This is a genomic window from Bradyrhizobium sp. BLXBL-01, from assembly GCF_051853025.1.
Taxonomy (GTDB): Bacteria; Pseudomonadota; Alphaproteobacteria; order Rhizobiales; family Xanthobacteraceae; genus Bradyrhizobium.
In genome coordinates, this window is record NZ_CP182471.1 from 3,674,050 (window position 1) to 3,697,309 (window position 23,260).

24 protein-coding genes and 1 pseudogene are annotated in these 23,260 nt (G+C 66.5%); 15 read left to right on the plus strand and 10 right to left on the minus strand.

The genetic code is table 11. The features are described from left to right. The first annotated feature begins 90 nt into the window (after nt 1–90). Both ACNJYA_RS17030 and ACNJYA_RS17035 read left to right on the plus strand, forming a co-directional pair. A complete protein-coding gene (locus ACNJYA_RS17030; protein ID WP_439403297.1) occupies nt 91–864 on the plus strand; it encodes an SDR family oxidoreductase in 774 nt (257 codons plus the stop codon). Between the two features lie 155 nt (nt 865–1,019). After that, nucleotides 1,020–1,202, plus strand: a complete 183-nt coding sequence (locus ACNJYA_RS17035) for a hypothetical protein (RefSeq protein WP_172783394.1) — start codon at nt 1,020–1,022, stop codon at nt 1,200–1,202. A 63-nt stretch (nt 1,203–1,265) separates the two neighbouring features. On the opposite strand, the gene ACNJYA_RS17040 is transcribed toward ACNJYA_RS17035, so the two are convergent. Continuing rightward, nucleotides 1,266–1,874 (minus strand): FMN-dependent NADH-azoreductase, encoded by a 609-nt coding sequence (locus ACNJYA_RS17040; RefSeq protein ID WP_212255084.1) that lies wholly within the window; start codon nt 1,872–1,874, stop codon nt 1,266–1,268. An 83-nt stretch (nt 1,875–1,957) separates the two neighbouring features. Between ACNJYA_RS17040 and ACNJYA_RS17045 the strand changes: the two genes are divergently transcribed. Then, nucleotides 1,958–2,422 (plus strand): winged helix-turn-helix transcriptional regulator, encoded by a 465-nt coding sequence (locus tag ACNJYA_RS17045; protein ID WP_439403298.1) that lies wholly within the window; start codon nt 1,958–1,960, stop codon nt 2,420–2,422. Between the two features lie 84 nt (nt 2,423–2,506). Here ACNJYA_RS17045 and dprA read toward each other — a convergent pair whose 3' ends face one another. Continuing rightward, complete coding sequence (gene dprA, locus ACNJYA_RS17050) at nt 2,507–3,649, minus strand: DNA-processing protein DprA (protein WP_439403299.1); 1,143 nt, start codon at nt 3,647–3,649, stop codon at nt 2,507–2,509. Between the two features lie 91 nt (nt 3,650–3,740). Here dprA and ACNJYA_RS17055 point away from each other — a divergent pair, with 91 nt between their 5' ends. Continuing rightward, nucleotides 3,741–4,985, plus strand: coding sequence for an amidase (locus ACNJYA_RS17055; protein ID WP_172783398.1), 1,245 nt, complete (start codon nt 3,741–3,743; stop codon nt 4,983–4,985). On the opposite strand, the gene ACNJYA_RS17060 is transcribed toward ACNJYA_RS17055, so the two are convergent. From ACNJYA_RS17060 to ACNJYA_RS17075, 4 genes and pseudogenes are all read right to left on the minus strand, one after another. Then, nucleotides 4,977–6,176 (minus strand): patatin-like phospholipase family protein, encoded by a 1,200-nt coding sequence (locus ACNJYA_RS17060; protein WP_439367016.1) that lies wholly within the window; start codon nt 6,174–6,176, stop codon nt 4,977–4,979. The two genes, ACNJYA_RS17055 and ACNJYA_RS17060, sit on opposite strands and share 9 nt — an antisense overlap. 210 nt (nt 6,177–6,386) lie before the next feature. Beyond that, a complete protein-coding gene (plsY, locus tag ACNJYA_RS17065; RefSeq protein ID WP_439367018.1) occupies nt 6,387–6,983 on the minus strand; it encodes a glycerol-3-phosphate 1-O-acyltransferase PlsY in 597 nt (198 codons plus the stop codon). A 44-nt stretch (nt 6,984–7,027) separates the two neighbouring features. Beyond that, a pseudogene (locus tag ACNJYA_RS17070) lies at nt 7,028–8,328 on the minus strand (dihydroorotase). A 5-nt stretch (nt 8,329–8,333) separates the two neighbouring features. Then, on the minus strand, nt 8,334–9,281 hold the full coding sequence (locus ACNJYA_RS17075) for an aspartate carbamoyltransferase catalytic subunit (protein ID WP_197952821.1): 948 nt from the start codon (nt 9,279–9,281) through the stop codon (nt 8,334–8,336). A gap of 224 nt (nt 9,282–9,505) precedes the next feature. On the opposite strand from ACNJYA_RS17075, the gene ACNJYA_RS17080 reads away from it, so the two are divergent. The 4 genes from ACNJYA_RS17080 to ACNJYA_RS17095 all read left to right on the plus strand — a co-directional run bounded on the left by ACNJYA_RS17080 (nt 9,506) and on the right by ACNJYA_RS17095 (nt 14,242). After that, the gene (locus ACNJYA_RS17080) at nt 9,506–10,852 is read left to right on the plus strand and encodes an NADase-type glycan-binding domain-containing protein (RefSeq protein ID WP_439367021.1); all 1,347 of its coding nucleotides are present in this window, start codon (nt 9,506–9,508) and stop codon (nt 10,850–10,852) included. Then, nucleotides 10,849–11,622 carry a M15 family metallopeptidase gene (locus ACNJYA_RS17085; protein ID WP_439367023.1) on the plus strand — a complete coding sequence of 258 codons (774 nt, stop codon included), beginning with the start codon at nt 10,849–10,851 and terminating at the stop codon, nt 11,620–11,622. Before ACNJYA_RS17080 ends, ACNJYA_RS17085 begins: the two co-directional genes overlap by 4 nt. Before the next feature lie 188 nt (nt 11,623–11,810). Next, nucleotides 11,811–13,454 (plus strand): acyl-CoA dehydrogenase family protein, encoded by a 1,644-nt coding sequence (locus ACNJYA_RS17090; RefSeq protein ID WP_439367025.1) that lies wholly within the window; start codon nt 11,811–11,813, stop codon nt 13,452–13,454. Between the two features lie 23 nt (nt 13,455–13,477). Beyond that, nucleotides 13,478–14,242, plus strand: coding sequence for a lysostaphin resistance A-like protein (locus ACNJYA_RS17095; protein ID WP_439367027.1), 765 nt, complete (start codon nt 13,478–13,480; stop codon nt 14,240–14,242). Between the two features lie 130 nt (nt 14,243–14,372). Here ACNJYA_RS17095 and ACNJYA_RS17100 read toward each other — a convergent pair whose 3' ends face one another. Together ACNJYA_RS17100 and ruvX are read right to left on the minus strand one after the other, a co-directional pair. After that, nucleotides 14,373–15,296: an AEC family transporter gene (locus ACNJYA_RS17100; protein WP_439367029.1), complete on the minus strand. Its 924-nt coding sequence runs from the start codon at nt 15,294–15,296 to the stop codon at nt 14,373–14,375. A 4-nt stretch (nt 15,297–15,300) separates the two neighbouring features. After that, nucleotides 15,301–15,786, minus strand: a complete 486-nt coding sequence (gene ruvX, locus ACNJYA_RS17105; RefSeq protein WP_212255095.1) for a Holliday junction resolvase RuvX — start codon at nt 15,784–15,786, stop codon at nt 15,301–15,303. Between the two features lie 46 nt (nt 15,787–15,832). Here ruvX and ACNJYA_RS17110 point away from each other — a divergent pair, with 46 nt between their 5' ends. Next, nucleotides 15,833–16,048: a hypothetical protein gene (locus ACNJYA_RS17110; protein WP_172783408.1), complete on the plus strand. Its 216-nt coding sequence runs from the start codon at nt 15,833–15,835 to the stop codon at nt 16,046–16,048. On the opposite strand, the gene ACNJYA_RS17115 is transcribed toward ACNJYA_RS17110, so the two are convergent. After that, nucleotides 16,035–16,925, minus strand: coding sequence for a LysR family transcriptional regulator (locus ACNJYA_RS17115; protein WP_212255096.1), 891 nt, complete (start codon nt 16,923–16,925; stop codon nt 16,035–16,037). The genes ACNJYA_RS17110 and ACNJYA_RS17115 overlap by 14 nt on opposite strands. Nucleotides 16,926–17,023: 98 nt before the next feature. On the opposite strand from ACNJYA_RS17115, the gene ACNJYA_RS17120 reads away from it, so the two are divergent. The 6 genes from ACNJYA_RS17120 (at nt 17,024) to ACNJYA_RS17145 (ending at nt 21,617) form a co-directional block, all read left to right on the plus strand. After that, complete coding sequence (locus tag ACNJYA_RS17120; RefSeq protein WP_439367032.1) at nt 17,024–18,001, plus strand: NAD(P)H-dependent flavin oxidoreductase; 978 nt, start codon at nt 17,024–17,026, stop codon at nt 17,999–18,001. A gap of 189 nt (nt 18,002–18,190) precedes the next feature. Next, nucleotides 18,191–19,267 carry an NAD(P)H-dependent flavin oxidoreductase gene (locus ACNJYA_RS17125; RefSeq protein WP_439367034.1) on the plus strand — a complete coding sequence of 359 codons (1,077 nt, stop codon included), beginning with the start codon at nt 18,191–18,193 and terminating at the stop codon, nt 19,265–19,267. A gap of 76 nt (nt 19,268–19,343) precedes the next feature. Continuing rightward, nucleotides 19,344–19,631 (plus strand): Asp-tRNA(Asn)/Glu-tRNA(Gln) amidotransferase subunit GatC, encoded by a 288-nt coding sequence (gatC, locus tag ACNJYA_RS17130; RefSeq protein WP_128265297.1) that lies wholly within the window; start codon nt 19,344–19,346, stop codon nt 19,629–19,631. A gap of 14 nt (nt 19,632–19,645) precedes the next feature. Next, nucleotides 19,646–19,858, plus strand: coding sequence for a hypothetical protein (locus ACNJYA_RS17135; RefSeq protein ID WP_027547180.1), 213 nt, complete (start codon nt 19,646–19,648; stop codon nt 19,856–19,858). Beyond that, a complete protein-coding gene (gatA, locus tag ACNJYA_RS17140) occupies nt 19,855–21,330 on the plus strand; it encodes an Asp-tRNA(Asn)/Glu-tRNA(Gln) amidotransferase subunit GatA (protein WP_439367037.1) in 1,476 nt (491 codons plus the stop codon). Before ACNJYA_RS17135 ends, gatA begins: the two co-directional genes overlap by 4 nt. After that, nucleotides 21,321–21,617, plus strand: a complete 297-nt coding sequence (locus ACNJYA_RS17145; protein ID WP_439367039.1) for a hypothetical protein — start codon at nt 21,321–21,323, stop codon at nt 21,615–21,617. The genes gatA and ACNJYA_RS17145 overlap by 10 nt, the downstream gene beginning before the upstream one ends. Nucleotides 21,618–21,631: 14 nt before the next feature. On the opposite strand, the gene ACNJYA_RS17150 is transcribed toward ACNJYA_RS17145, so the two are convergent. Beyond that, nucleotides 21,632–23,071 carry an FkbM family methyltransferase gene (locus tag ACNJYA_RS17150; protein WP_439367041.1) on the minus strand — a complete coding sequence of 480 codons (1,440 nt, stop codon included), beginning with the start codon at nt 23,069–23,071 and terminating at the stop codon, nt 21,632–21,634. Nucleotides 23,072–23,260: the final 189 nt, after the last annotated feature.

Genomic DNA, 23,260 nt, shown 5'->3' on the forward strand with positions numbered 1-23,260 from the left:
AGCGCCGATCACGCGCTTGTGTGGTTGCATTATAAAACCGAATGCCCTAGATGGCAATGTAGTTTCATAATGCAACTACTGGAGGCGAGCGTGAGACTGAAGGACAAGACGGCCCTGATCACCGGCGGCAATAGCGGCATCGGGCTGGCAACGGCAAAACTGTTCGTGGCCGAGGGCGCCAAGGTGGTGATCACCGGGCGCAACAAGGAGACGCTGGCGGCGGCCGCGAAGGAGCTTGGGCCGAACGCGCTCGCGCTGCCAGCCGACGCGACGGACATCGCGGCGACGGAAGCTGCGATCAAGCAGGGCGCGGAGAAATTCGGCAAGTTCGACATCGTGTTCGCCAATGCCGGCATCGCCGGCGGCACGCCGCTGGGATCGGCGACACCAGAGGTGTTCGACAAGGTGATCAGCACCAATCTGACCGGCGTGTTCTTCACCGTTCAATCCGCGTTACCCCATCTCAACGACAACGCCTCGATCATCCTCAACGGCTCGGTGATCTCAGTGCTCGGCATTCCCGGCTACTCGGCCTATGGCGCGGCGAAGGCCGGCGTGCGCGCGATGGCGCGGATCATGGCTTCAGAACTGTCGCCGCGCGGCATCCGCGTCAATGTCGTTGCGCCCGGCGCGATCCGCACGCCGATCTGGGGGCCCGCGACCGCGACGCCCGAAGCCGAGAAGGCGTTCGAGAAGCGGATTGCGCTGTCGACGCCGCTCGGCCGCATCGGTGAAACCGATCACGTTGCGAAGACGGTGCTGTTCCTCGCCTCCGATGATGCCGCGCATGTGCAGGGCCAGGAAATCTTCGTCGACGGCGGCGCGGTGGCCTCGCCGAGCGGCGCGCCGATCTATCGCGGCTGATCAAACCAAGCGCAAATTGAATCGGCCGGCGCAGTGCGGCTGCGCCTGCCGGTTCCTACGTCTTGAGATGCATTGACGAGGCGTTGAACCTTCGCGCAAGCTGCAAAGACTTTTTACGGGCAGGGGACAGACTCACTATCTAAGGAGGGTCGATCATGACAAAAGCGGCCCGCATTTTCGCGTCGATTTCATCACCGCGCGTCTTCACCGAACGACCCGCCGTTCCGGCCAAGCGTTCCGACACGGCCGAGTTCGTGGCCATCGCGTTGTTCTCCGGGATCGGCCTGTTCGTTTCGCTCGTTGCCGTGATCCTGGGCATGCAGGGCGTCTGGTCTTAGCGTTGCGGATCGTGCCGCCGTCAGCCGCCGCGCAATCCGGCGGCGGCCGATTTCGGCACGGCGTCAGGCCGCGTGCAGGCTGGTGGCTGCCTGAAGCGCGCCCGCAAGTGCTTTCTCGCGGTGATCCGGTCCGACCTGGATGCCGTCGGCGATGATGAACTCGGCATTGTGGATGCCCATGAAGCCGAACACACCGCGCAGATAGCTTTCGAGGTGCTCCAGCGCTGCGGCGGGTGAGCCCGCGCCGTAATAGCCGCCGCGCGAGATCGCGACGATCACGCGCTTGCCGCCGGCGAGCCCCTCCGGCCCGGCCGCGCCATACTTAAAGGTCTTCCCCGCTACAAGGATGCGGTCGATCCAGGCCTTGAGCTGGCTCGGGATGGTGAAATTGTACATGGGCGCGCCGATCACGACGATGTCGGCAGCCAGGAACTCGTCCAGCGCGGCCGCGCTTGCGGCAAGGTCCGGTCCGAGTTCCGCCGGCGCAGGCGCGCCTTGCGCGGCGGCGAGATGCGAGCCGGAGAGGTGGGCGAGCGGGGTCTCAGTCAGGTCGCGATAGACGACCTCGAGCGAGGGCGTCGCCTGCTTGAGCCGGTCGACGATGGCGGCGGAAACCTGCCGGCTGACGGAGTGGGGGCCGAGCACGCTGGAGTCGATGTGAAGGAGTTTCATGTGGGGTCACCCTGGTATAAGTTTGTAACCAGCGCTACATGAGTGACTGTCGAAATCTCCGCAAGAACGCACTTTTTTGAGCCATGGGCACATCATTGAAACCTGCGAACATCGAAATGCCTGCTCCGCCGCGGCCAAATCCGAAGCCGGATTCAAGGCCGGATCCAAGGCCGGATCCAAGGCCCATGCCGGATCCCAACCATGCGGACTGCCGTGGGGTCGCCTCCGTGCTGTCGCGCGTCGGCGACAAATGGAGCGTGTTCGTCATCATGATGCTGAGCGACGGGCCAAAGCGCTTCAACGAGCTCAAGCGCATGATCAACGGCATCTCGCAGCGGATGTTGACCCTGACGCTGCGCGGCCTCGAGCGCGATGGCCTCGTCACGCGCACGATCTTTCCGACCATCCCGCCGCGGGTGGATTATGAGCTGACCGAGCTTGGCCACGGCCTGTCGCGCCCCGTCGAAGCGCTCGGCAAATGGGCGAAGGACCATCTGGATCGGATCGAGGCCGCGCGCACGAAGTTCGACCAGCGCAACGAGGGCTAAAGCGCGATATTAAATCGCGCTTTGGCCTCTTTTTTTGAGCATGATCTTTTCGAAAAACCGCTGCACACTTTTTCGGATCATGCTCTAAAGCAGCGACACCAATCCGCCGCCGTGACGTTCGAGCTTGCCGGCGAGCTCGAGCTCCAGCAGCACGGTGCGCACGATCGCGGGCGAGGCACCGGACATCCGGACGAGGTCGTCGATCGAGATCGGGGCCGGGCCGAGCAGGCCGGTGATCTGGTCGCGATCATGGCCTTGCGGATCGCTTTCGAATGGCTCGCTGTCCGGCTCGCCTGCGGGATGCATCAGCGGCCGCTCCATGATCGGCTGAACCGCGTTGACGATGTCGGCGGCTTCCGTGACGAGCGTTGCGCCCTGCTTGATCAGGTCGTTGGTGCCGGCGGCGCGCGGATCGAGCGGCGAGCCCGGAACGGCGAACACCTCGCGGCCCTGTTCGGCCGCCATGCGTGCTGTGATCAGCGAGCCCGAGCGGTGCGCCGCCTCGACCACGACGACGCCGAGCGAAGCGCCCGAGATCAGCCGGTTGCGACGGGGAAAGTCGCGGGCGCGCGGCTCGTGGCCGAGCGGCATCTCGGAAATCGCCGCGCCCGAATGGTCGAGGATCGCGGCGAGCAGGTCGCCATGCTCGGGCGGATAGATGCAGTCATGGCCGCCGGCGAGCACGGCGATCGTGCCGCTCTCGACGCTGGTGCGATGCGCGGCCTGGTCGACGCCGCGGGCAAGCCCGGAGATGACGACGAAGCCGGCCTCGCCGAGCTCGCGCGCGAGCTGGCCGGCGAATTTCAGGCCGGCGCCGGAAGCATTGCGCGAGCCGACGATTGCGATCATCGGCCGCATCAGGGTTTTGGTGTCGCCGCGCACCGCGAGCAGCGGCGGCGCATCGTCGATCATCGCCAGCCGCGCCGGATAGCCGTCCTCGCCGGGCGCACGCCAGGCGATGCCGAACTTGCGGCTCGCGGCGAGCTCGGCCTTCGCTTCATCCGTACTGCAGATGCGCGCCGATCGCGCCGCGCCGCCGCGGCGGGCGAGATCAGGCAGCCGTTCCAGCGCGGCGCGCGGGCTGCCGAAATGATCGACCAGCGAGCGGAAGGTGCGCGGCCCGACATTGTCGGAACGGATCAGCCGCAGGCGGTCGATCCGCTCAGTCTCGGTCAGCTCTATGCTCGGATTGATGGCGTCCACGGCGTCTCCTTGTAGGGACAGCATGGAACAACCTGAGGGCGTTGCGCAACAGTGACGTGCGCTTGCACGACCTCGCTGCGATGCTAAAAGCGGTCGCAATAAGAAGGATGTTGCCATGCTCTCACTTGCCGACCTCCAGCGCCGCATCGAAGCGGGGGAGCTTTCGCCCGATGACGCCATCGCCCAGTCGCATGCGGCGATCGAAGCCAGGGAGAAGGACGTCCGCGCCTTCGTCCGCCATGACAAATCCGCGAGGGCGCAAGCCTCGGGCCCGCTGCGTGGCATCGCCGTCGGGATCAAGGACATCATCGACACCGCCGATATGCCGACCGAGATGGGCTCGGAGATCTATCGCGGCTGGCAGCCGCGCGCTGATGCACCGGTCGTGATGATGCTGAAGCGGGCCGGGGCCACCATCATCGGCAAGACCACCACGACTGCGTTCGCCTCGAGCGATCCGACCCCGACGCTCAATCCGCACAATCCCGGACACACGCCCGGCGGCTCGTCCTCGGGTTCGGCGGCGGCCGTCGGCGCCGGCATGATCCCGCTGGCGCTGGGCACCCAGACCGGCGGCTCGGTGATCCGGCCGGCGGCCTATTGCGGCGCTGCCGCGATCAAACCGTCGTTCCGGATGCTGCCGACGATCGGCGTGAAGTGTTATTCGTGGGCACTCGACACGGTCGGCCTGTTCGGCAGCCGCGCGGAAGATCTCGCGCGCGGATTGCTGGCGATCACCGGCCGCACTGAATTCGACGGCATCGGTCCAGCCAAGGCACCGCGCATCGGCGTGGTCAGGCAGGAGTTTGCCGAAGCCGTGGAGCCGGCGGCAGAGGAGGGCTTGCAGGCTGCGATCAAGGCGGCCGAGAAGGCCGGCGCCCGCGTGCAGACCATCGATCTGCCCGAGGCGGTCAAGGAAGCCTGGCGCATCCACCCCGTCATCCAGAACTTCGAGGCGCATCGCGCGCTGGCCTGGGAGTTTTCCGAGCGTCACGACGAGATCGCGCCGCTGCTGCGCGCCAGCCTCGATGAGACGGTCGGACTGACACCGAAGGAATACGACGATGCGCGCCGCATCGCCCGCCGTGGCCGTCGCGAGCTCAGCGAGCTGTTCGAAGGGTTCGACGTGTTGCTGACCTATTCGGCGCCGGGCACGGCGCCGGCCAAGGAGCTCGCCTCGACCGGCTCGCCCCGTTATAACCGGCTGTGGACGCTGATGGGCAATCCTTGCGTCAATGTGCCGGTGCTGAAGGTTGGCGGCCTGCCTGTTGGCGTGCAGGTGATCGCGCGGTTCGGCAATGATCCTGTCGCGTTGACATCTGCCTGGTTCCTGGAAGACGCGTTGGCGAAATCAGGCTAGCGCGGGTTCGGAACGAGCAGGGGCCTGAGCGGGCGCTGAGGGCGCTGCGCCGGCTCTTGCACCTTGCCCGAGCCAGCGCTCGGCGGCTTCGCGGCCGCTTCGGTGCAGGAGGCGAATGAAGCCGCGGCCGAGATCGGTGGATGAGCGTTGCGCCAGGCCGTCAACGGAGTCTTCCGCCGCGATCCTGGAGAGCCGCAGCGACGGCGCGGCATGGGCCTGCGCCCATTCGATCGCGGCGATCTCGGCATTGAGCGCGGCGTTGGCCGCGATCTGGTCGAGCCGGCGGTCGATCGCGGCGAGCGTGATCGGCACGTAGCTGTCGCGCGTCGGCGTGACCTGGACCAGCAGCAGATCCGTTGCCGCCGTGTCCTGCACCAGCCGCAGCAGCGGCGGATTGCCGCCAAAGCCGCCGTCCCAATAGGCTTCGCCGTCGATCTCGACCGCACAATGGACCAGCGGCGGGCAGGTCGAGGCCAGCGCGATGTCGGCGGTGATGGCCTCGTTGCCGAAAATCTGCTGCTGCCCGTCGCGGATCCGCGTCGCCGCGATCAGCAGCTTCGGGCAGCGGGCATCGCGCAGGACGGAAAAGTTGATGTCGCGGGAGACCGCCTGCCGCAGTGGATCGAGATCGAACGGATCGAACTGGCCGGAGCGCAGGGTCGGGCCGAATGCGACCGAGCTTCCCGCCGGCGAGAAGCCGCCGATCAGCATCAGCGAGCGGAACGAGGCCTCGTGCATCAGCCGGACCCAGAACCGGCTCAGTCGCGACCGGGCGCCTTCGCGGCCGCCTTCGGCCAGGCCGCAAGCAAGCAGCAGCGCGTTGATGGCGCCGGCGCTGGCGCCGCTGATGGTGTCGATCTCGATGGACGTCTCTTCGAGCAGCCGCTCCAGCACGCCCCAGGTGAAGGCGGCAAAGGTGCCGCCGCCCTGCAGCGCCAGCGAGAGTCTTCGCGGCGGCCATTGGTCGGAGCGCGCCTGCGTGGGCGCGACCGGTGCAGCCTGGGTGACGACGATGTCGAGCGGAGCGTGGGGTTCAACGGCGGGCTCCGGCTGCGGCGCTGGCCGTGAAGTAGGGACAGGGGTGGGCGCGTCGGACCAGATATTGGTCGCCGAGAGCAGCCGGCTTGCCGCAGTGCCGGAAGCACCGAGCGAACCGATCCCGTCATTCGCGCCGACAATCTTCTCGCTCATTCTGAGCAACCGCCTAATGCCGTTTCCCGTGTCAGGATGACAGGCATGGAACCCGTTCGCTACAGCCTGCCGTGACTCGCAGGACAATTGCGAACAGGATTTCGCATATAATGCGGAAGAGGTGCGGCGGTATCCGTACTTTTTCCGGCTTCAGATTCTCGTTTGACGCGTTCTCTTGACGCGAACCGGCATCCACTTCGCTCGAAAACGCTAGGCCTTCTCGCCGATCCGGCTTTCCTTGCCTGCTTGCAACCGCTTGATGTTCTCGCGATGCGCGTAGAACAACAGCAGCGTCAGCACCGCTGCCAGCGCCGACAATGCGAGGTGACCGAACCACCACAGGAATATCGGCGTGATGAATGCCGCCACCAGCGCCGACAGCGAGGAATAGCGGGTGGTGAAGGCGGTCGCCAGCCAGAGCAGGCAGAACACGACGGCGCCCGGCCAGAACAGCCCGAGCAGGATGCCGATATAGACCGCCACGCCCTTGCCGCCTTTGAACTTGAGCCAGACCGGGAAGAGATGGCCGAGGAACGCGCCGAGCCCCGCCACCATCGCGGCATTGGGGCCTGCGATGTAGCCGGCGATCACCACCGCCACGGTGCCCTTGAGCGCGTCGAACAGCAGGGTGCCCGCGGCAAGGCTCTTGCGTCCGGTGCGCAGCACGTTGGTGGCGCCGATGCTGCCGGAGCCGATCGAGCGGATATCCTGGGTGCCCGCGAGCCTGGTCAGGATCAGCCCGAACGGAATCGAGCCGAGGAGATAGCCGATGACGAAAGCCACCGGCAGAAACGGTTCAAGCGCCATGGCGGCATCTCCAAAGGCCCATCCACGTCGAACGAATCCACTGCTCAGACATGCTCATACACCGTTCGTCCGCCAACAATGGTGCGCACCACCCGGCCTGTAAAGCGGGCCTCGTCGAACGGGGTGTTCTTGCAGGGCGACTTGAGGTCGGCGGGATCGACCACCCAGGGCACGTCGGGGTCGATCACGATGACGTCGGCCGGGCTGCCGGCACGCAGGGTTCCGCCCGACAGGCCGAGCAGCTCGGCGGGGCGGGTCGACATCGCGCGGATCAGCGTCTTCAGCTCGATCTCGCCATTATGCACCAGCCGCAGGCCGGCCGGCAGCATGGTCTCGAGCCCGATGGCGCCGGGCGCGGCTTCCGCGAACGGCAGGCGCTTGCCCTCGACGTCCTGCGGATTGTGGTCGGACATGATGACGTCGAGCAGGCCGGAGCGATCGCCGCCACCAGGGCGCGGCGGTCCTCCTCGGTGCGCAGCGGCGGCGACAGCTTCAGGAACGAACGGTAAGGACCGATGTCGTTCTCGTTCAGTGCCAGATGGTTGATCGAGACCGAGGCGCTGACGGCGAGCCCGGCATCGCGGGCGCGCTGGAGGATGTCGAGGGAATCGATGCAGGTCAGCGACGCCGCGTGATAGCGGCCGCCCGTGAGGGCGACGAGGCGCAGATCGCGCTCCAGCATCACGGCTTCGGCGGCATTCGGGATGCCCATCAGGCCGAGCCGCGAGGCGAACTCGCCCTCGTTCATGACGCCCTCGCCGACCAGATCGGGGTCCTCGGTGTAATGCACGATCAGCGCGTCGAAATCGCGCGCATAGGTCAGCGCGCGGCGCATCACCTGCGCATTGATCACGCTTCTGGCGCCATCGCTGAAGGCGACGGCGCCCGCGGCCTTGAGCAGGCCGAACTCGGTCATCTCCTGGCCGTGCATGCCCTTGGTGAGGGCGGCCATCGGCTGGATGTTGACGATCGCGGTGTCGCGGGCGCGGCGCATCACGAAATCGACCGTCGCCGAATTGTCGATCACCGGCGAGGTGTCGGGCTGGCAGATGATGGTGGTGATGCCGCCGGTTGCGGCCGCCTGGCTCGCCGAGGCGAAGGTCTCGCGGTGGCTGAAGCCGGGCTCGCCGACAAAGGCGCGCATGTCGATCAGGCCGGGTGCGACGATCTTCCCGGCGCAGTTGACGATGTCGGTGCCCTCGGGGACGCCGGCAGCGCCAATGCCGCGGCGGGTCTCGCGGATGGTGCCGTCGGCGATCAGGACGTCGCCGACCCCGTCGAAATCCCTGGAGGGATCGACGACGCGGGCATTGGCGAGCAGGATGGGGCGGCGATCGGTCAACATCGGCATCACGCGTTCGGCAGGTTACGGGCGAGCGCTTCCAGCACCGCCATGCGCACGGCCACGCCCATCTCCACCTGCTCGCGGATCAGGGATTGCGCACCGTCGGCGACCGCGGTGTCGATTTCGACGCCGCGGTTCATGGGGCCGGGATGCATCACGAGCGCGTCCGGCTTGGCGTAGGCGAGCTTCTTCTGGTCGAGCCCGAAATAGTGGAAGTATTCGCTCGACGAGGGCACGAAGGAGCCGTTCATGCGCTCGCGCTGCAGCCGCAGCATCATGACGATGTCGGCGCCGTTGAGACCCTCGCGCATGTCGCGCGCGACCTCGACGCCCATCCGTTCGATGCCGGGCGGCAAGAGCGTGGACGGACCGACGACGCGAACGCGCGCGCCCATCGTGTTGAGCAGGATGATGTTGGAGCGGGCGACGCGCGAATGCAGCACGTCGCCGCAGATCGCGACCACGAGGCCCTCGATCCGGCCCTTGTTGCGCCGGATGGTGAGTGCGTCGAGCAGCGCCTGGGTCGGATGCTCATGCGCGCCGTCGCCGGCATTGATCACGGAACCGTCGACCTTGCGCGCCAGCAGCTCCACCGCGCCGGAGGCGTGATGGCGCATCACCAGGATGTCCGGGTGCATCGCATTGAGCGTCATCGCGGTGTCGATCAGCGTCTCGCCCTTCTTGATGGACGAGGAGGCGACCGACATGTTCATGACGTCGGCACCCAGCCGCTTGCCGGCGAGCTCGAACGAGGATTGGGTCCGGGTGGAGGCCTCGAAGAAGAGGTTCACCTGCGTCCGTCCGCGCAGGACGGTGCGCTTCTTGTCAACCTGGCGGTTGAGCTCGACGTATTCTTCGGACAGGTCGAGGAGGCCGCTGATGTCGGCCGCGGAAAGGCCCTCGATGCCCAGCAAATGCCGGTGGCCGAGGACGAAGGTCGATTTCGATGTCATTAAAAGCAGAGCTATAGGGGCGGACGGCGGGGGGAGCAAGCTTCAAATCCCGCCGCCGGACTTATCCACGGCGCTTTGCCGCCGGGACGGGCGCCCCGCCTGTGTTCGGGGCAGCCGCTTTGCGCTAGACTCGTGCCGTTCGTTGCGTCACGGGCTGGATCATGACGAGCATGCGGTATTTTAATCGACTGGCGCGCAATGTTGCTGCGCTCGCGACCGCGTGCATGGCGGGCCTAGCGACACCGGCTTGGGCCGAAAAACGCGTCGCACTCGTGATCGGCAACGATCTCTATCCGAACCTGCCGGCCGACCGGCAATTGAAGAAGGCCGGCAATGACGCGACGACCGTGGCCGACGCGCTGAGGTCGCTGGGGTTCGACATCGTGCTCGGGACCAATCTTGGTCGCCAGGGCATGATCGACCGGCTCGCGGACTTCACGGCGCGGCTCGAGCCGGGCGATACCGCCGCCGTGTTCTATGCCGGACATGGCGTTGCGATCGCGGGGGTGAACTACCTCGTGCCGAGCGACGTTCCCACCGTCAATGAGGGCGCCGAAGCGCGGGTGCGCGGCGCCTCGATCGCCGAGCCCGACGTGATTGCGGAGCTTCAGGCCAAGGCGGTGCGGGTCGCCTTCGTCGTCATCGATGCCTGCCGTGACAATCCGTTTCCGCGCGCCGCAGGGCGTTCGATCGGGAACACGCGCGGGCTCGCCGACGCCCGGCCCGCACGCGGGATCTTCACGCTCTATTCCGCAGGCATCGGCCAGACCGCGCTCGACCAGCTCAGCAGCAACGATACGGCGCACAACTCGGTGTTCACGCGGATCTTCGTCGAGCAGCTCAAGCGGCCGGAGTTGCATCTCGGCGATCTCGCGGTCGAGGTGCGCGAGCGCGTGGCGGCGCTGGCCCTGACCGCGACGGATGCCGGCGGACAGCCGGCACCGCACGAGCAGACGCCCGCCTATTACGACCAGACGCTCGGCGGGCGCATCTTTCTCTGGAATGGGGGAGCGTCGAACGGGACGCCGAAAGTGGCGGGCATGCTGGTGAAGCCGCCGGCAAAGCCTGCGGTCGCGGAGCGCGCCACCATGCGTCCGCCGCGTCCCTCCGCGGCAGGCGAAAGCTGCGCCCGCAGCGGCTTCGAGACTTATTGCGTCAGCTCGATGCTGAAGCCGCAATTCGGCAATTCATACGGCGCAGCGAATTTGTTCGACGCCTCGACAGGGACGGCCTGGGTCGAGGGCGCCTCGGGCAACGGCATCGGCGAATGGATCACCATCGAGTTCGAAACCGTGCGGCGGGTCAAGTCGATCCACGTGCAGAACGGCTACCAGAAAAGCCCCGACATCTTCGCCAAGAACAACAGGGTCCGCCAGCTCCGCGTGCTGTTCTCGGGCGGCGAGTCGCGGATATTCATCCTCAACGATGAGCTGTCGGCGCAATTGCTGACATTGCGGACGCCGATCGCAGCCTATTGGATGCAATTCATCATCGACGACGTCTGGGCCGGCAACAAATATACGGACACCGCCATCACGAAGCTTCTGGTCAGCTCGGATCCGGTGCAATGATCGCGAGGACCGGAACCGCGGCGCGCGCAGCGCTTGTCGCGCTGCTCACACTATCGTTTCTCGCCCCCGTGCGGGCGCAGACCTTGCCCGGCGACTTCGTCTTTCTGCGCGACATCGATCCCAGCATCATCCAGGACATCCGCTACGCCACGTCGAACAATTTCGTCGGGCGTCCGCTCGCCGGCTACAATGCCGGCGAATGCGTGGTGAAGCGCGAGGTGGGGGTGCGGTTGAAGGCGGTGCAGCAGGAACTGTCGGCGCAAAATCTCTCGCTCAAGATGTTCGACTGCTACCGGCCGGCGCGGGCCTCGCTCGACATGGTGAAGTGGTCGCAGAACGGCCACGAGACCGCTGCGGAGCGGCGCTACAACCCGAAGATCCCGAAGACCGAGCTGTTCCGTCTCGGCTACATTGCGAGCCGCTCCCAGCATTCGACCGGTGCGGCGCTCGATCTCACGCTGGTCGATCTCAAGGCGGACAATTCCGCCAAGTTTGATCCAGCAAAGGCCTATGCCGATTGCACCGCGCCGGTCGAGGCGCGGGCGCCGGAGGGCAGCGTCGACATGGGCACAGGCTACGACTGTACCGACGCGAAGGGGCATACCGCCGCAACCCCGATCAATGCGGAGCAGCGTACCTGGCGCAAGCGGCTGGTGGCTGCGATGGCAAGGCAAGGCTTTGTGAACTATTCGAAGGAGTGGTGGCATTTTTCACTGCCGGGGGCGGGCGGGGCGGCCTATGATTTCCCGATCGAGCCGCGAAGAAGGTAGAGTTTGATTGAAGCGGATGCAGCCGCGAGTCGGGTTACCTCTCCCAAGCGGAGAGGTCGGCGCGAAGCGCCGGGTGAGGGGATCAGCTCCCTCGGTAGACCGTAACCCCTCACCCGCGCCTGCGGCGCGACCTCTCCCGCCGGGAGAGGTGGCACTGCCCGAGCCGAGATAGATTCGATGGAAGCACAATGACCCAGCCCGCATTTGCGACCCACGAGGTCTTCAACCAGTCGCCGCCATTCGAGGACGTTGATCTTTTCGCCGTGGACCGGCCGCTGGTCGAGGCGGTCAGGGCCAATGGCGGCGCGGCGGCGGAGCGTGAGCTCTCCGAGTTCGGCCGGCATTGGGGCTCGGCTGCGATGGCCGATCGCGGGCGCGTGGCGAACGAGAATACGCCGAAGCTGCGCAGCTTCGATGCCAAGGGCAACCGCCGCGACCAGGTCGAGTTTCATCCCGCCTATCACGAGCTGATGGCGCACAGTGCGCATGCCGGCGTGCACAATTCCACCTGGACCGCGGATGGTAAGCCGGCGGGCGCTGGCGCCGAGGTCATTCGCGCCGCAAAGTTCTACATGGCAGCCCAGGTCGAGACCGGCCACCTCTGCCCGATCACGATGACGCGCGCTTCCGTCGGTGCCCTGGCGATGCAGCCCGACTTGCTCGCGGGGGTAATGCCCGTGCTGTCGACGAAGAGCTACGACCCGGGCTTTGCACCGTGGTGGGGCAAGCGCGGCATGACGCTCGGCATGGGCATGACCGAGAAGCAGGGCGGCACGGACGTGCGCGCCAACATGACGCGCGCGGTGCGCGACGGGGACGGCTATCGCATCACCGGCCACAAATGGTTCATGTCGGCGCCGATGTGCGATGCGTTCCTCGTGCTGGCGCAGGCCGAGGGCGGGCTGACCTGTTTCTTCATGCCGCGCTTCGCGCCGGATGGTTCGGTCAACGCCATCCAGTTCCAGCGGCTGAAGGACAAGCTTGGCAACCGCTCCAATGCCTCGTCCGAGGTCGAGTTCGTCGGCGCCTACGCCGAAAGGGTCGGCGAGGAGGGCAAGGGCATCCGCACCATCATCCAGATGGTGCAGCTGACGCGACAGGATTGCGCGATCGCCTCCGTCGGCCTGATGCGCTCGGGGCTTGCGCATGCGCTGCACCACGCCCGCCACCGCAGCGTGTTCCAGAAGCATCTAGCCGACCAGCCATTGATGCAGGCCGTGCTGTCGGACATGGCGCTGCATGTGGAAGCGAGCACGGCGCTGGTGATGCGGCTCTGCCGCGCCTTCGACCGCACGCCGCACGATGCGGCGGAGGCGGCCTATATGCGGCTGCTCACGCCGGCGATCAAATACTGGACCTGCAAGAGCGCGCCGCCGTTCCTCTTTGAGGCGATGGAGTGCCTCGGCGGCAACGGCTATGTCGAGGACGGCATTTTGGCGCGCCATTATCGCGAGTCGCCGGTCAACGCGATCTGGGAAGGTTCGGGCAACGTGATGTGCCTCGACGTGCTCCGCGCGCTCTCGCGCGAGGGCGAGGTGGCGATGGCGGTGCTGCAAGCGCTGGCGGCCGAGACCAGGGGGCTGCCTGGGGCAGGCGAGGCCGTTACCTTCATCGGCAAGACGTTTCGGCGCGCCGACGGCGAGCGCGTCGCGCGGCTTGCGGTCGAGAAGCTGGCATTGCTGGCCGCGGCCGCGGCGCTCAACGGCATATCACCGCGCCAGGCCGAATTGTTCGCCGCGACGCGCCTCGCGACGAACCATGCCAGCATGTATGGCGCGGTGGAACTCGACAGCGCCGACGTGCGCGCGCTGCTGGAGCGGGCGCTGCCGTGAGTCTCCAAAACGAAAGCCTTCCGATGGACTCCCTCAATCCCGATCATCCGCCGCTGACCGAGACGCCAGCGACGCCGCGCGTCTGGAAGTTCTGGGGCACGGCGCTGTGGGGCCTCTTCATCTTCGTCGCGATGTTCGTCGGGCAGATCGGTGCCGTCGTTGCGCTGGCAGCGCTGCGTGGTCTTCCCAGGGACCTCGCCTCGCTTCAGCTTGTCGGCCATGAGCCCCAGACGCTCGCGCTCTCGGTGATCATGGGGCTGCCGGCGACGCTGCTTGCGGTCTGGCTCGCCATTCGCATCAAGAAGGCCTCCTTCGTCGACTATCTCGCGCTGCATTGGCCGTCATGGAAGCAGCTGCTGTTCGGCGCGATCGGCCTCATCCTGATCGTACTGCTCTGGGAAACGATGTCGCGCGCGCTCGGCCGCGAGGCGACGCCGGGCTTCATGACCGATCTGTTGAAATCGGGCCGCGACAAGGGCGCGGCGCTGCTGCTGCTCGCCGCATTCGCAGTGGCGGCGCCGATGTCGGAAGAGGTGCTGGCGCGCGGCTTCCTCTACCGCGGCTGGTCGGCGAGCTTTCTGCGCGTCCCCGGTGCGATCCTGCTGTCGTCGCTGGTCTGGACGGTGGTCCACCTGCAATACGATTTCTATTTCCTCGCCGAGGTTTTCTGCATCGGCCTGTGGTTCGGCTACATGCGCTACCGCTCCGGCTCGCTGTGGCTCACCATCGCGCTGCACGCGCTGAATAATCTGACTGCGGTGGTGCTGACGATGTGGCTGGGGGGCTGAGGCTTCATACTCCGTCATTGCGAGGAGCCCTTGCGACGAAGCAATCCAGAGTGTCTCCGCGGAGGGATTCTGGATTGCTTCGCTGCGCTCGCAATGACGGCGGAGAGAGTTGCGCTCTTAATGACGCATGCTAGGCCACCAGCGCGATGGCGATCGGCATCGTGATCGCCGCCAAAATCGTCTGCAGCGTGATGATCTGTGCGAGCAGCGGCGCGTCGCCGCCCATCTGGCGGGCCAGCACATAGGCGCTCGACGAGGTCGGGACCGCCGAGCAGATCGCAACGATCGCCAGGCTGTCGCCGGTTAGTCCGAACCAGACGGCAAGCGCGAGCGCGAGTGCAGGCATCAGCACTAGCTTGAAACCGACGCCGATCGCCGCGGCAGCGCTCGGGCGCAGCAGGCCTTCCAGATGCAGTCCCGCGCCGGTGACGAGCAGGCCGATGGCGAGCGAGGATCGACTGAGCGCGTCGGCAACCTCATGCCAGAGCTTTGGCAGCGGCAGGTGAGTGACGTTGATCAAGAGGCCGATAGCGCAAGCCCAGATCAGCGGATTGCGGATCACCGTTATGACGATCGTGCGGGCGGACTTCTTTTCGGGCGAAGCATAGTGCGCGAGCACGGCGACGCTGAACACGTTGACCAGGGGAATGATCGCGACCATCGCCACGGAAGCGAGGGCCAGCCCGAGGTCGCCGAACATGTTGGCGGCGACCGACAGCCCGACGAAGGTCTGCCAGCGCGTCGCGCCCTGAAAGATCGAGGTGAAGGCGGGGCCGTCGATGTCGAGCCGGGACAGGGCCGGGCGCAATGCGAGGCAGAGCAGCGACATCGCCAGCGCAGACAGCAGCAGCGCGCCGCCGACGCCGGCGACCGGAACCTTCGTGAGGTCCGCCTTCACCAGCGTCTGGATCAGCAGCATCGGAAACAGCACGAAATAGGTCAGCCGCTCCAGCCCGTGCCATTGCGTGTCCAGCCGCATCAGGCTGCGCTTCAGCACGACGCCGAGCACGATGAGGATGAAGACCGGCAGCAGCGCCGCGACGACGACCGCCATGGGATCAGCCGGGTCCCTTGCGCAGGTTTGCCAGGCGATCGAGCGCGCCTTGCAGGATGAAGATCGCGGCGTGCTCGTCGATGACCTCGGCGCGCTTGGCGCGGCTCACGTCCATCCCGATCAGCTCGCGTTCGACTGCCGCGGTCGAGAGGCGCTCGTCCCAGAGACCGATGGGCAGGGCGGTCAGTCCGGCCAGATTGCGCGCGAAGGCGCGGGTCGATTGCGCGCGCGGTCCCTCGCTGCCGTCCATGTTGATGGGCAGGCCGAGCACGAAGCCGACCGCCTTGCGCTCGGCGGCGATGGCAAGCAGCCTGGCGGCGTCCTGCTTGAACTGCTTGCGCTGGATCGTTTCGACGCCAGTGGCCAAGCGGCGGTCGGGGTCGGACACGGCAACGCCGATGGTCTTGGTGCCCAAGTCGAGCCCGACCAGCGCGCCGCGTTCGGGCCAGTGGGTTGCAGCATCGACCAAGGTGAGGATAAGAGCCGGCATGGATTTAGCGCATATCATGCGTCGCGCTGCAGAGTGAACCCGGAACGTGGATGCGCTGACATTATTCGGCCTGTTCGCCGTCACGGCGATGCTGGTCACTTACGCCTTGGAAGCCCGCAGCCATTGGTTCGTGCTGCTGTTTGCGGTGTCCTGCGCCCTCGGCTCGGCCTACGGCTTCCTTCAGGGCGCCTGGCCGTTCGGTCTCGTCGAAGCCATCTGGGCCGTCGTAGCGCTGCGACGGTGGTCGATCAGGCCGCGATGACGTCGTCATTCTTGGTCAGGCAGGCGATGAAACCTTGCAGCGCGCTGTACTGATGTCCGGTGCTGCGCCGGATGAAGAGTGTCTCGACACGTGCGTGTGACGTGCTCAGCGTGTGGATGGCGACCGCGCCATTCATCGCGCTGCGTTCCACGACGGCGCGTGGCAGCAGCGTCACACCCATGTCGGCGGCAACGCAGCCGATCATGCCGTCGAGCGTGCCGAGCTCGAAGCGCGCCGCCGACGGCCAGCCGAACTCGACGAAGATCTGTTCGAGCCGCTGGCGATAGGTGCAGCCGGTGCGGAACACCAGCGCGGTCGGGCCCGACTCCGGCGTGCCGGCGCGCAGCTCGGTGAGCGAAGCCCAGCGCCGCGCGCTGACGAGTACCAGCTCTTCGCGGAATGCGCTCGTCGCGGCGAGATCGTCATGGGTGATGGGCCCTGCGACGAAGGCGCCGTCGAGCGTGCCGTCGAGCACGCTGGCGACGAGGTCGGCGGTCGGCGCGGTGCGCAAGGAAAGGCGCACAGCCGGGAAGCGGCGGTGGAAATCGGCGAGCAGCGGCGGCAGCCGCACCGCGGCCGTGGTCTCCATCGAGCCGATCGCGAGCGGACCCTTCGGCTCGCCATCGTCGCGCGCGGCGAGCAAGGCTTCGCGCGAGAGCGCCGCCATCTTTTGCGCGTAGGGCAGAAGGCGCTTGCCGGCACCCGTCAGCGTCATGCCGCGTGAGTGCCGCTCGAACAGCGGCGTGCCGATCTCCGCCTCCAGTGCCTTCACGCGCTGGGTGACGTTCGACTGCACGGTGTTGAGCTCTTCGGCGGCGCGGGTGATGCCGCCGGTGCGGGCGACCGCGGCGAAGGTCTTGATATCGCTGAGTTCCATGGCGCCGTTTCGCTTTTGAGATTGCAGCGTTCGCAACAATTCATTTTTCGAGAATGCTAGTCGCGCCTAGTCTCGCTGTCCAGACCGGGGGAGGAGCCATGCCGATGACGCCGCCGCTGACCACGCTGCTTAGGATCAAGCATCCCATCCTGCTGGCGCCGATGGATGTCATCGCCGGCAGCCGTCTGGTCGCGGCGGTGAGCCGCGCCGGCGGGTTCGGCATTCTTGGCGGCGGCTATGGCGAGCGGGCGTGGCTGGAGCAGGAGACGGCGAAGCTCGCCGACCTCAGTGCACCGTTCGGGATTGGCTTCATCACCTGGAGCCTTGCCAAGCGGCCCGAGCTTCTCGATGTCGCGCTCGCTGCAAAACCAGCTGCGATCATGTTGTCGTTCGGCGACCCCGCGCCGTTCGCGTCCAGGATCAAGTCCGCCGGCGCGCGCCTGATCTGCCAGGTGCAGGATGAAGCGATGGCACAGCAGGCGCTCGATGCCGGTGCCGACATCCTGATTGCGCAGGGAACGGAGGCGGGCGGTCATGGCGCGTCGCGCACCACCGTCGATCTCGTGCCTGCTGTCGTCGATCTCGCCGCGGGGCGCGTTCCCGTGGTGGCGGCCGGCGGCATCGCGGATGGGCGCGGCCTCGCTGCCATGCTGATGCTCGGCGCGAGCGGCGTGCTGCTCGGCACGCGCTTCTATGCCAGCCAGGAGGCCGACGGCGCGGAGGAGGCCAAACGACGCATCTGCGCGGCGAACTCGGGTTCGACCGTGCGCGGCATCATCTTCGATCTCTCCCGCAACAATGTCTGGCCGGCGCCGTTTACCGGGCGGTGCCTGGTCAACGATCATGCGAAGCGCTGGATCGGCCGCGAGGTCGAGCTGATGCAGAATGTTGCCGCAGTCGCGGCCGATTATGCGGCAGCAAGGGCGGCGGGCAATTTCGACATCGCCGCGGTGATCGCCGGCGAGGCGGTCGGGCTAATCCATGATATTCCACCGGCGGCGGAGATCGTCGAGCGGATTGCAGTGGAGGCGGAGCAGTTGATCGCCGGGCGGAGAAACTCGCTGACAGCGGCGTAGACTTCCTACCCTCCCCTGGAGGGGGAGGGTCGATCGCGCGAAGCGCGAGCGGGGTGGGGTGACAGTCTCTCCATTGAGGCGGTGCCCGTGTTGAGAGATCACCCCACCCCGCTTCGCATTTCGCTTCGCGACATGCCACCCGACCCTCCCCCTCCAGGGGAGGGTAAGAAAGAACGAGAGAGAACAACCATGTGGCCTGACCGTCGACTGATCGACCTGTTCAAGACCGAATTCCCGATCGTGCTGGCGCCGATGGCGGGCGTGATGGATGCGGAGCTGGTGATTGCCGTGGCGCAGGGCGGTGGGCTCGGCTCGCTGCCAAGTGCGATGATCTCGCCGGAGAAGGCGCGCGAGCAGGTCGGTCTGATCCGCCAGCGCGTCAAGGCCCCGGTCAACATGAACTTCTTCTGCCATACGCCGGTCGAGCTGACGCGCGAAGCGGAGGCGCGGTGGAAGCAGCGGCTCGCGGGCTACTACGCCGAGCACGGTCTCGATCCCTCAGCGCCGATCGCGGCTGCGAACCGCGCGCCGTTCGATGCGGCGTTCTGCGAGGTGGTCGAGGAGCTGAAGCCGGAGATCGTCAGCTTCCATTTCGGCCTGCCGGAGCAAGCGCTGCTGAGGCGCGTGAAGGCGGCGGGTTGCCTCGTCATCTCGTCCGCGACGACGGTGAAGGAGGCGGTCTGGCTGGAAGAACGCGGCGTCGATGCCGTGATCGCGCAAGGGGCCGAGGCCGGCGGCCATCGCGGCATGTTCCTGACCGACAAGGCCGCCGAGCAGCCCGGGACCTTCGCGCTGGTGCCGCAGGTCGTCGACGCCGTGAAGGTGCCGGTGATCGCGGCGGGCGGCATCGCGGACGGACGCGGCATTGCCGCAGCCTTCGCGCTCGGCGCCTCGGGCGTGCAGATCGGCAGCGCCTATCTGCGCTGCCCGGAATCCAAGCTCAGCGCGGGCGGCCGCAAGGCGCTCGCCGAGGCGCGGGACGATTCCACCGTCATCACCAATGTCATGACCGGCCGGCCTGCGCGCGGGGTGCAGAACCGGCTGATGCGCGAGGCTGGCCCGATCTCGCCGGATGCGCCGCCGTTTCCCCACGCCGCGACCGCGCTGGGGCCGCTGAAGGCGGCTGCCGAAAAGCAGGGCAGGGTCGATTTCACCAATCTCTGGGCAGGGCAGGCCGTTGCGCTGGGCCGCGAGGTCCCCGCCGCCGAATTGACCCGGGATCTCGCCAAATCGGCGCTCGGGCGCCTGAAGGCCCTCGCCGGATAGGGGGAAGCGCCGGTTGCGGCGCAAAAGCGGCCTCTGCTATACGGCACATAGGTTTTGCCGTGAGAGGCCCTATATAATGTCTGTTGACGCCGCTACCGTCCGCCGCATCGCGCATCTGGCGCGTATTGCGGTTTCCGAGGACGAGGTTCCGCATCTGCAGGGCGAGCTCAACGCCATGCTCGCCTTCGTCGAGCAGCTCTCGGAGGTCAATGTCGAGGGCGTGGAGCCGATGACCTCGGTCACCCCGATGCAGATGAAGAAGCGGCAGGACGTGGTCGATGACGGCGAGATCGCCGACGATATCGTTGCCAACGCGCCCGCGACTGAAGGTCACTTCTTCCTGGTGCCGAAGGTCGTTGAATAAACAGGTTAGGTCCGATGTGCCTGCTTTGCGACGATGAGAAGGCCTATCAGGCCTACATGAATTACCTCGACAAGATGGAGCGGCAGGGCAAGGCTGCCGATCCCAACGTCGCCGTCAATGCCGTGCTCGACGAGATCGAGGCGGCCGCGAAAGCCGCCGCCAAAAAAGACGACCCGGCCAACGACAAGACCCTGTCTCCGTTCTTCTGCAGCCCGATCAATAAATGACCGATTTGACATCGCTGACGCTCGCCGAGGCCCGGAAGGGTCTCGCCGACAAGACTTTCACGTCGCTCGAGCTGACCGACGCGCATCTTTCCGCGATCGAAGCCGCGCGCGTGCTCAACGCCTTCGTGATGGAGACGCCCGATCGCGCGCGCGACATGGCGAAGGCCGTGGACGCGAAGATCGCCAAGGGCGAAGGCGGCCCGCTCGCGGGCATCCCGCTCGGCATCAAGGACCTGTTCGCGACCAAGGGCGTGCGGACCACGGCCTGCTCGAAGATCCTCGGCAATTTCGTGCCGACGTACGAGTCCACAGTGACCTCGCAGCTCTGGCGCGACGGCGCGGTGATGCTCGGCAAGCTCAACAATGACGAGTTCGCGATGGGCTCGGCCAACGAGACCTCGTGCTTCGGTCCCGTCGGCAATCCCTGGCGGCGCGAGGGCAGCAACACGACGCTGGTGCCGGGCGGCTCGTCCGGCGGCTCGGCCTCGGCGGTGGCGGCGCTGCTGTGCATGGGCGCGACTGCGACCGACACCGGTGGCTCGATCCGCCAGCCGGCCGCGTTCACCGCGACCGTCGGCATCAAGCCGACCTATGGCCGCTGCTCGCGCTGGGGCATCGTCGCCTTTGCGTCCTCGCTCGACCAGGCAGGTCCGATCGCGCGCAACGTACGCGACGCCGCGATGCTGCTGCGCTCGATGGCCGGACACGATCCCAAGGACACGACGTCGGTCGATATCCCTGTGCCGGATTACGAGGCAGCGATCGGCAAGTCCGTGAAGGGCATGAAGATCGGCATTCCCAAGGAGTATCGTCTCGACGGAATGCCGGCCGAGATCGAGAAGCTCTGGAGCGAGGGCGCCAAGTGGCTCAGGAGCGCCGGCGCCGAGCTCGTCGAGGTGTCGCTGCCGCACACCAAATACGCCCTACCGGCCTATTACATCGTGGCGCCAGCGGAGGCCTCGTCCAACCTCGCGCGCTATGACGGCGTGCGCTACGGCCTGCGCGAGCAGGGCAAGAACATCATCGAGCTCTACGAGAACACCCGCGCGGCCGGGTTTGGCGCAGAGGTGCGCCGCCGTGTCATGATCGGCACCTACGTGCTCTCGGCCGGCTATTACGACGCTTATTATTTGCGCGCGCAGAAGGTGCGCACGCTGATCAAGAAGGACTTCGAGGATTGCTTCGCGAGGGGCGTCGACGCGATCCTGACGCCTGCGACGCCGTCGGCGGCCTTCGGCATCGGCGAGAAGGGCGGCGCCGACCCGGTCGAGATGTATCTCAACGACATCTTCACGGTGACCGTGAACATGGCGGGCCTGCCCGGAATCGCGGTGCCAGCCGGCAAGGATGCGCAGGGGCTGCCGCTCGGCCTGCAACTGATCGGCCGTCCGTTCGATGAGGAGACGCTGTTCTCGCTCGGCGAGGTGATCGAGCAGGCCGCCGGCCGCTTCACGCCCGCGAGGTGGTGGTGAATGTCGCCGATTTCATCGCGAGCCTCGGCGGCGCGGCGCCCGCGCCGGACTTGAGCGCGCCGCTCGCCGGCCTCTGGTGGGCGGCGAAGGGCGACTGGGACCGCGCGCACACGATCGTTCAGGACGAGAGCAGCCGTGAGGCTGCCTGGGTGCATGCCTATTTGCACCGTGTCGAAGGCGATCTCGGCAATGCCGGCTATTGGTATCGCCAGGCCGGCCAGCCCGCGGCAAGGGATTCATTGGAAGCGGAGTGGGAGCGGATCGCTGCCACGCTGCTCGGGGCTTGACGGGGCCGGCCCGCTCACACGCGCGTGTTGGGAACTGCGCCGGCACGCCAAATCGCGTCATTAACGTGGTCGGGTGCCGTCACGCGCAGGCGCGGTGGGACCTCGACCCGTTGGCCCGCGCGCGCCCGCTGAAGAATGCGCCGGCGTTCGATCTCGGCACCAACCAGCGGCTGGCCGGCAAGCCAGTCGAGATCGACGAGGGAGGGAGCAAAGCAGGAGGAGAACGATGCCATCTGCTCGAGCCGCTCGAGTGCTGCGACCACGAACCAGCCGACGGGATTGGTCCCGGGCTCGAGATGGTCGAATCTCGGGCTTGCGGGCCAGAATGGCTCCAGGATTCGGCCTTTGCCGCCCTTGAGTACATCCGCCACGTACCGCAATGCGTTGACGGCGATGGCGCGGCTGCCGATATCCGAGGCGATGCGGGCAAGCGTTGAAAGGCGCGACAGCGAGGCCTGGTTCTGACACAGCGAGCCGAGTGTATCGCAGGCGAATTTCAGCGCCGCATAACGCCTGGGCAAGGCGAGTTCCTCGGAGCGCCAGGTCGCATAGGCGGCGAGGGCGTCGCGGTAAACCGGGTCCTGCGCCGCGGCGCCGCCCGACAGGGCCGCGAAAATGTGCGCGAAGGGTTGGGCTTCGAACTGGGTGAGTGCCCAGTCCCGCACCGTGTCGTCAGGCTCCCATGACGGGATGGTCTCGATCAAGAAGCCCTCTTGGGCGAGCGCTCTGGCGCGATCGCGCTTGGCTGCGAAGAGGTTCAGCTCATAGGGATCGAGCGGCTCGCCGAGCTTCACCGGCACCAGAACCGGCGCTCCGCCGATCAGCCGATAGATGTCGAAGCCCATGCTGGCGAAAGCGGCCGGCAGACGATCGTTCTGTTTGTCACCGGCTTTTATCTCGAACATGACGAGGGGGGAGCGCTCGGAGAGAAAGCCCTTCGCGCCGGCCAGGATTCGCTCCTCCTCGCCTTCCGCGTCCATCTTGACGAAGTCGATCGGGCCCCAATGCCTGGATCTCTGTTCGGCATCGAGCGAGGTGATCTGAATGCTTTCGGTGGGACCGCTGCCTTGCAGCGAGTTGAGCTCGCTGGAGGCGCCCAGCACCAGACGGCCCTCGCGCTCGCCATCCGACAGCGCCGCGGCGATGATATGCAGGTTGGCGGCCTCGTTCTTCGCCTTTCCGAGCGCGAGTAGCCGTCGTGGCTCGCTGGCCGGTTCATAGGCGAACACCTGCCCATGAGGGGCGAGCCGCCGCGCCATTGGCAGGCTGTAGACGCCGAGATTGGCCCCGATGTCGAGCGCGGACATGCCCGGCTTCAGCCAGCTTGCGAGGAATGCCGTCTCCTTCTCGAACCACGTCTCCTGCTCGAGGATGACGTAGGTGGTGATGGCCTCGAGGGAGGCCGTCACGACGATCTGCGTCCCATCGACCATCCGAAGCGTGAGCTCGCCCATCTTCCCTCTGGCATTTGATCCCTTGCGCCTTGTCATGACACGGTTCGGGTGCGATTTCACGCCCAATTCCGCCGGGGCTAGAGACGGTGGCGAGGTTGCATCGCCTCCAGCATCGGCTTAATTAGTCGATCGCAGCAGCTCCCTCGCACGATCGCGGCCTGATCGGGGCTTAACCTCCAACGCAGAACG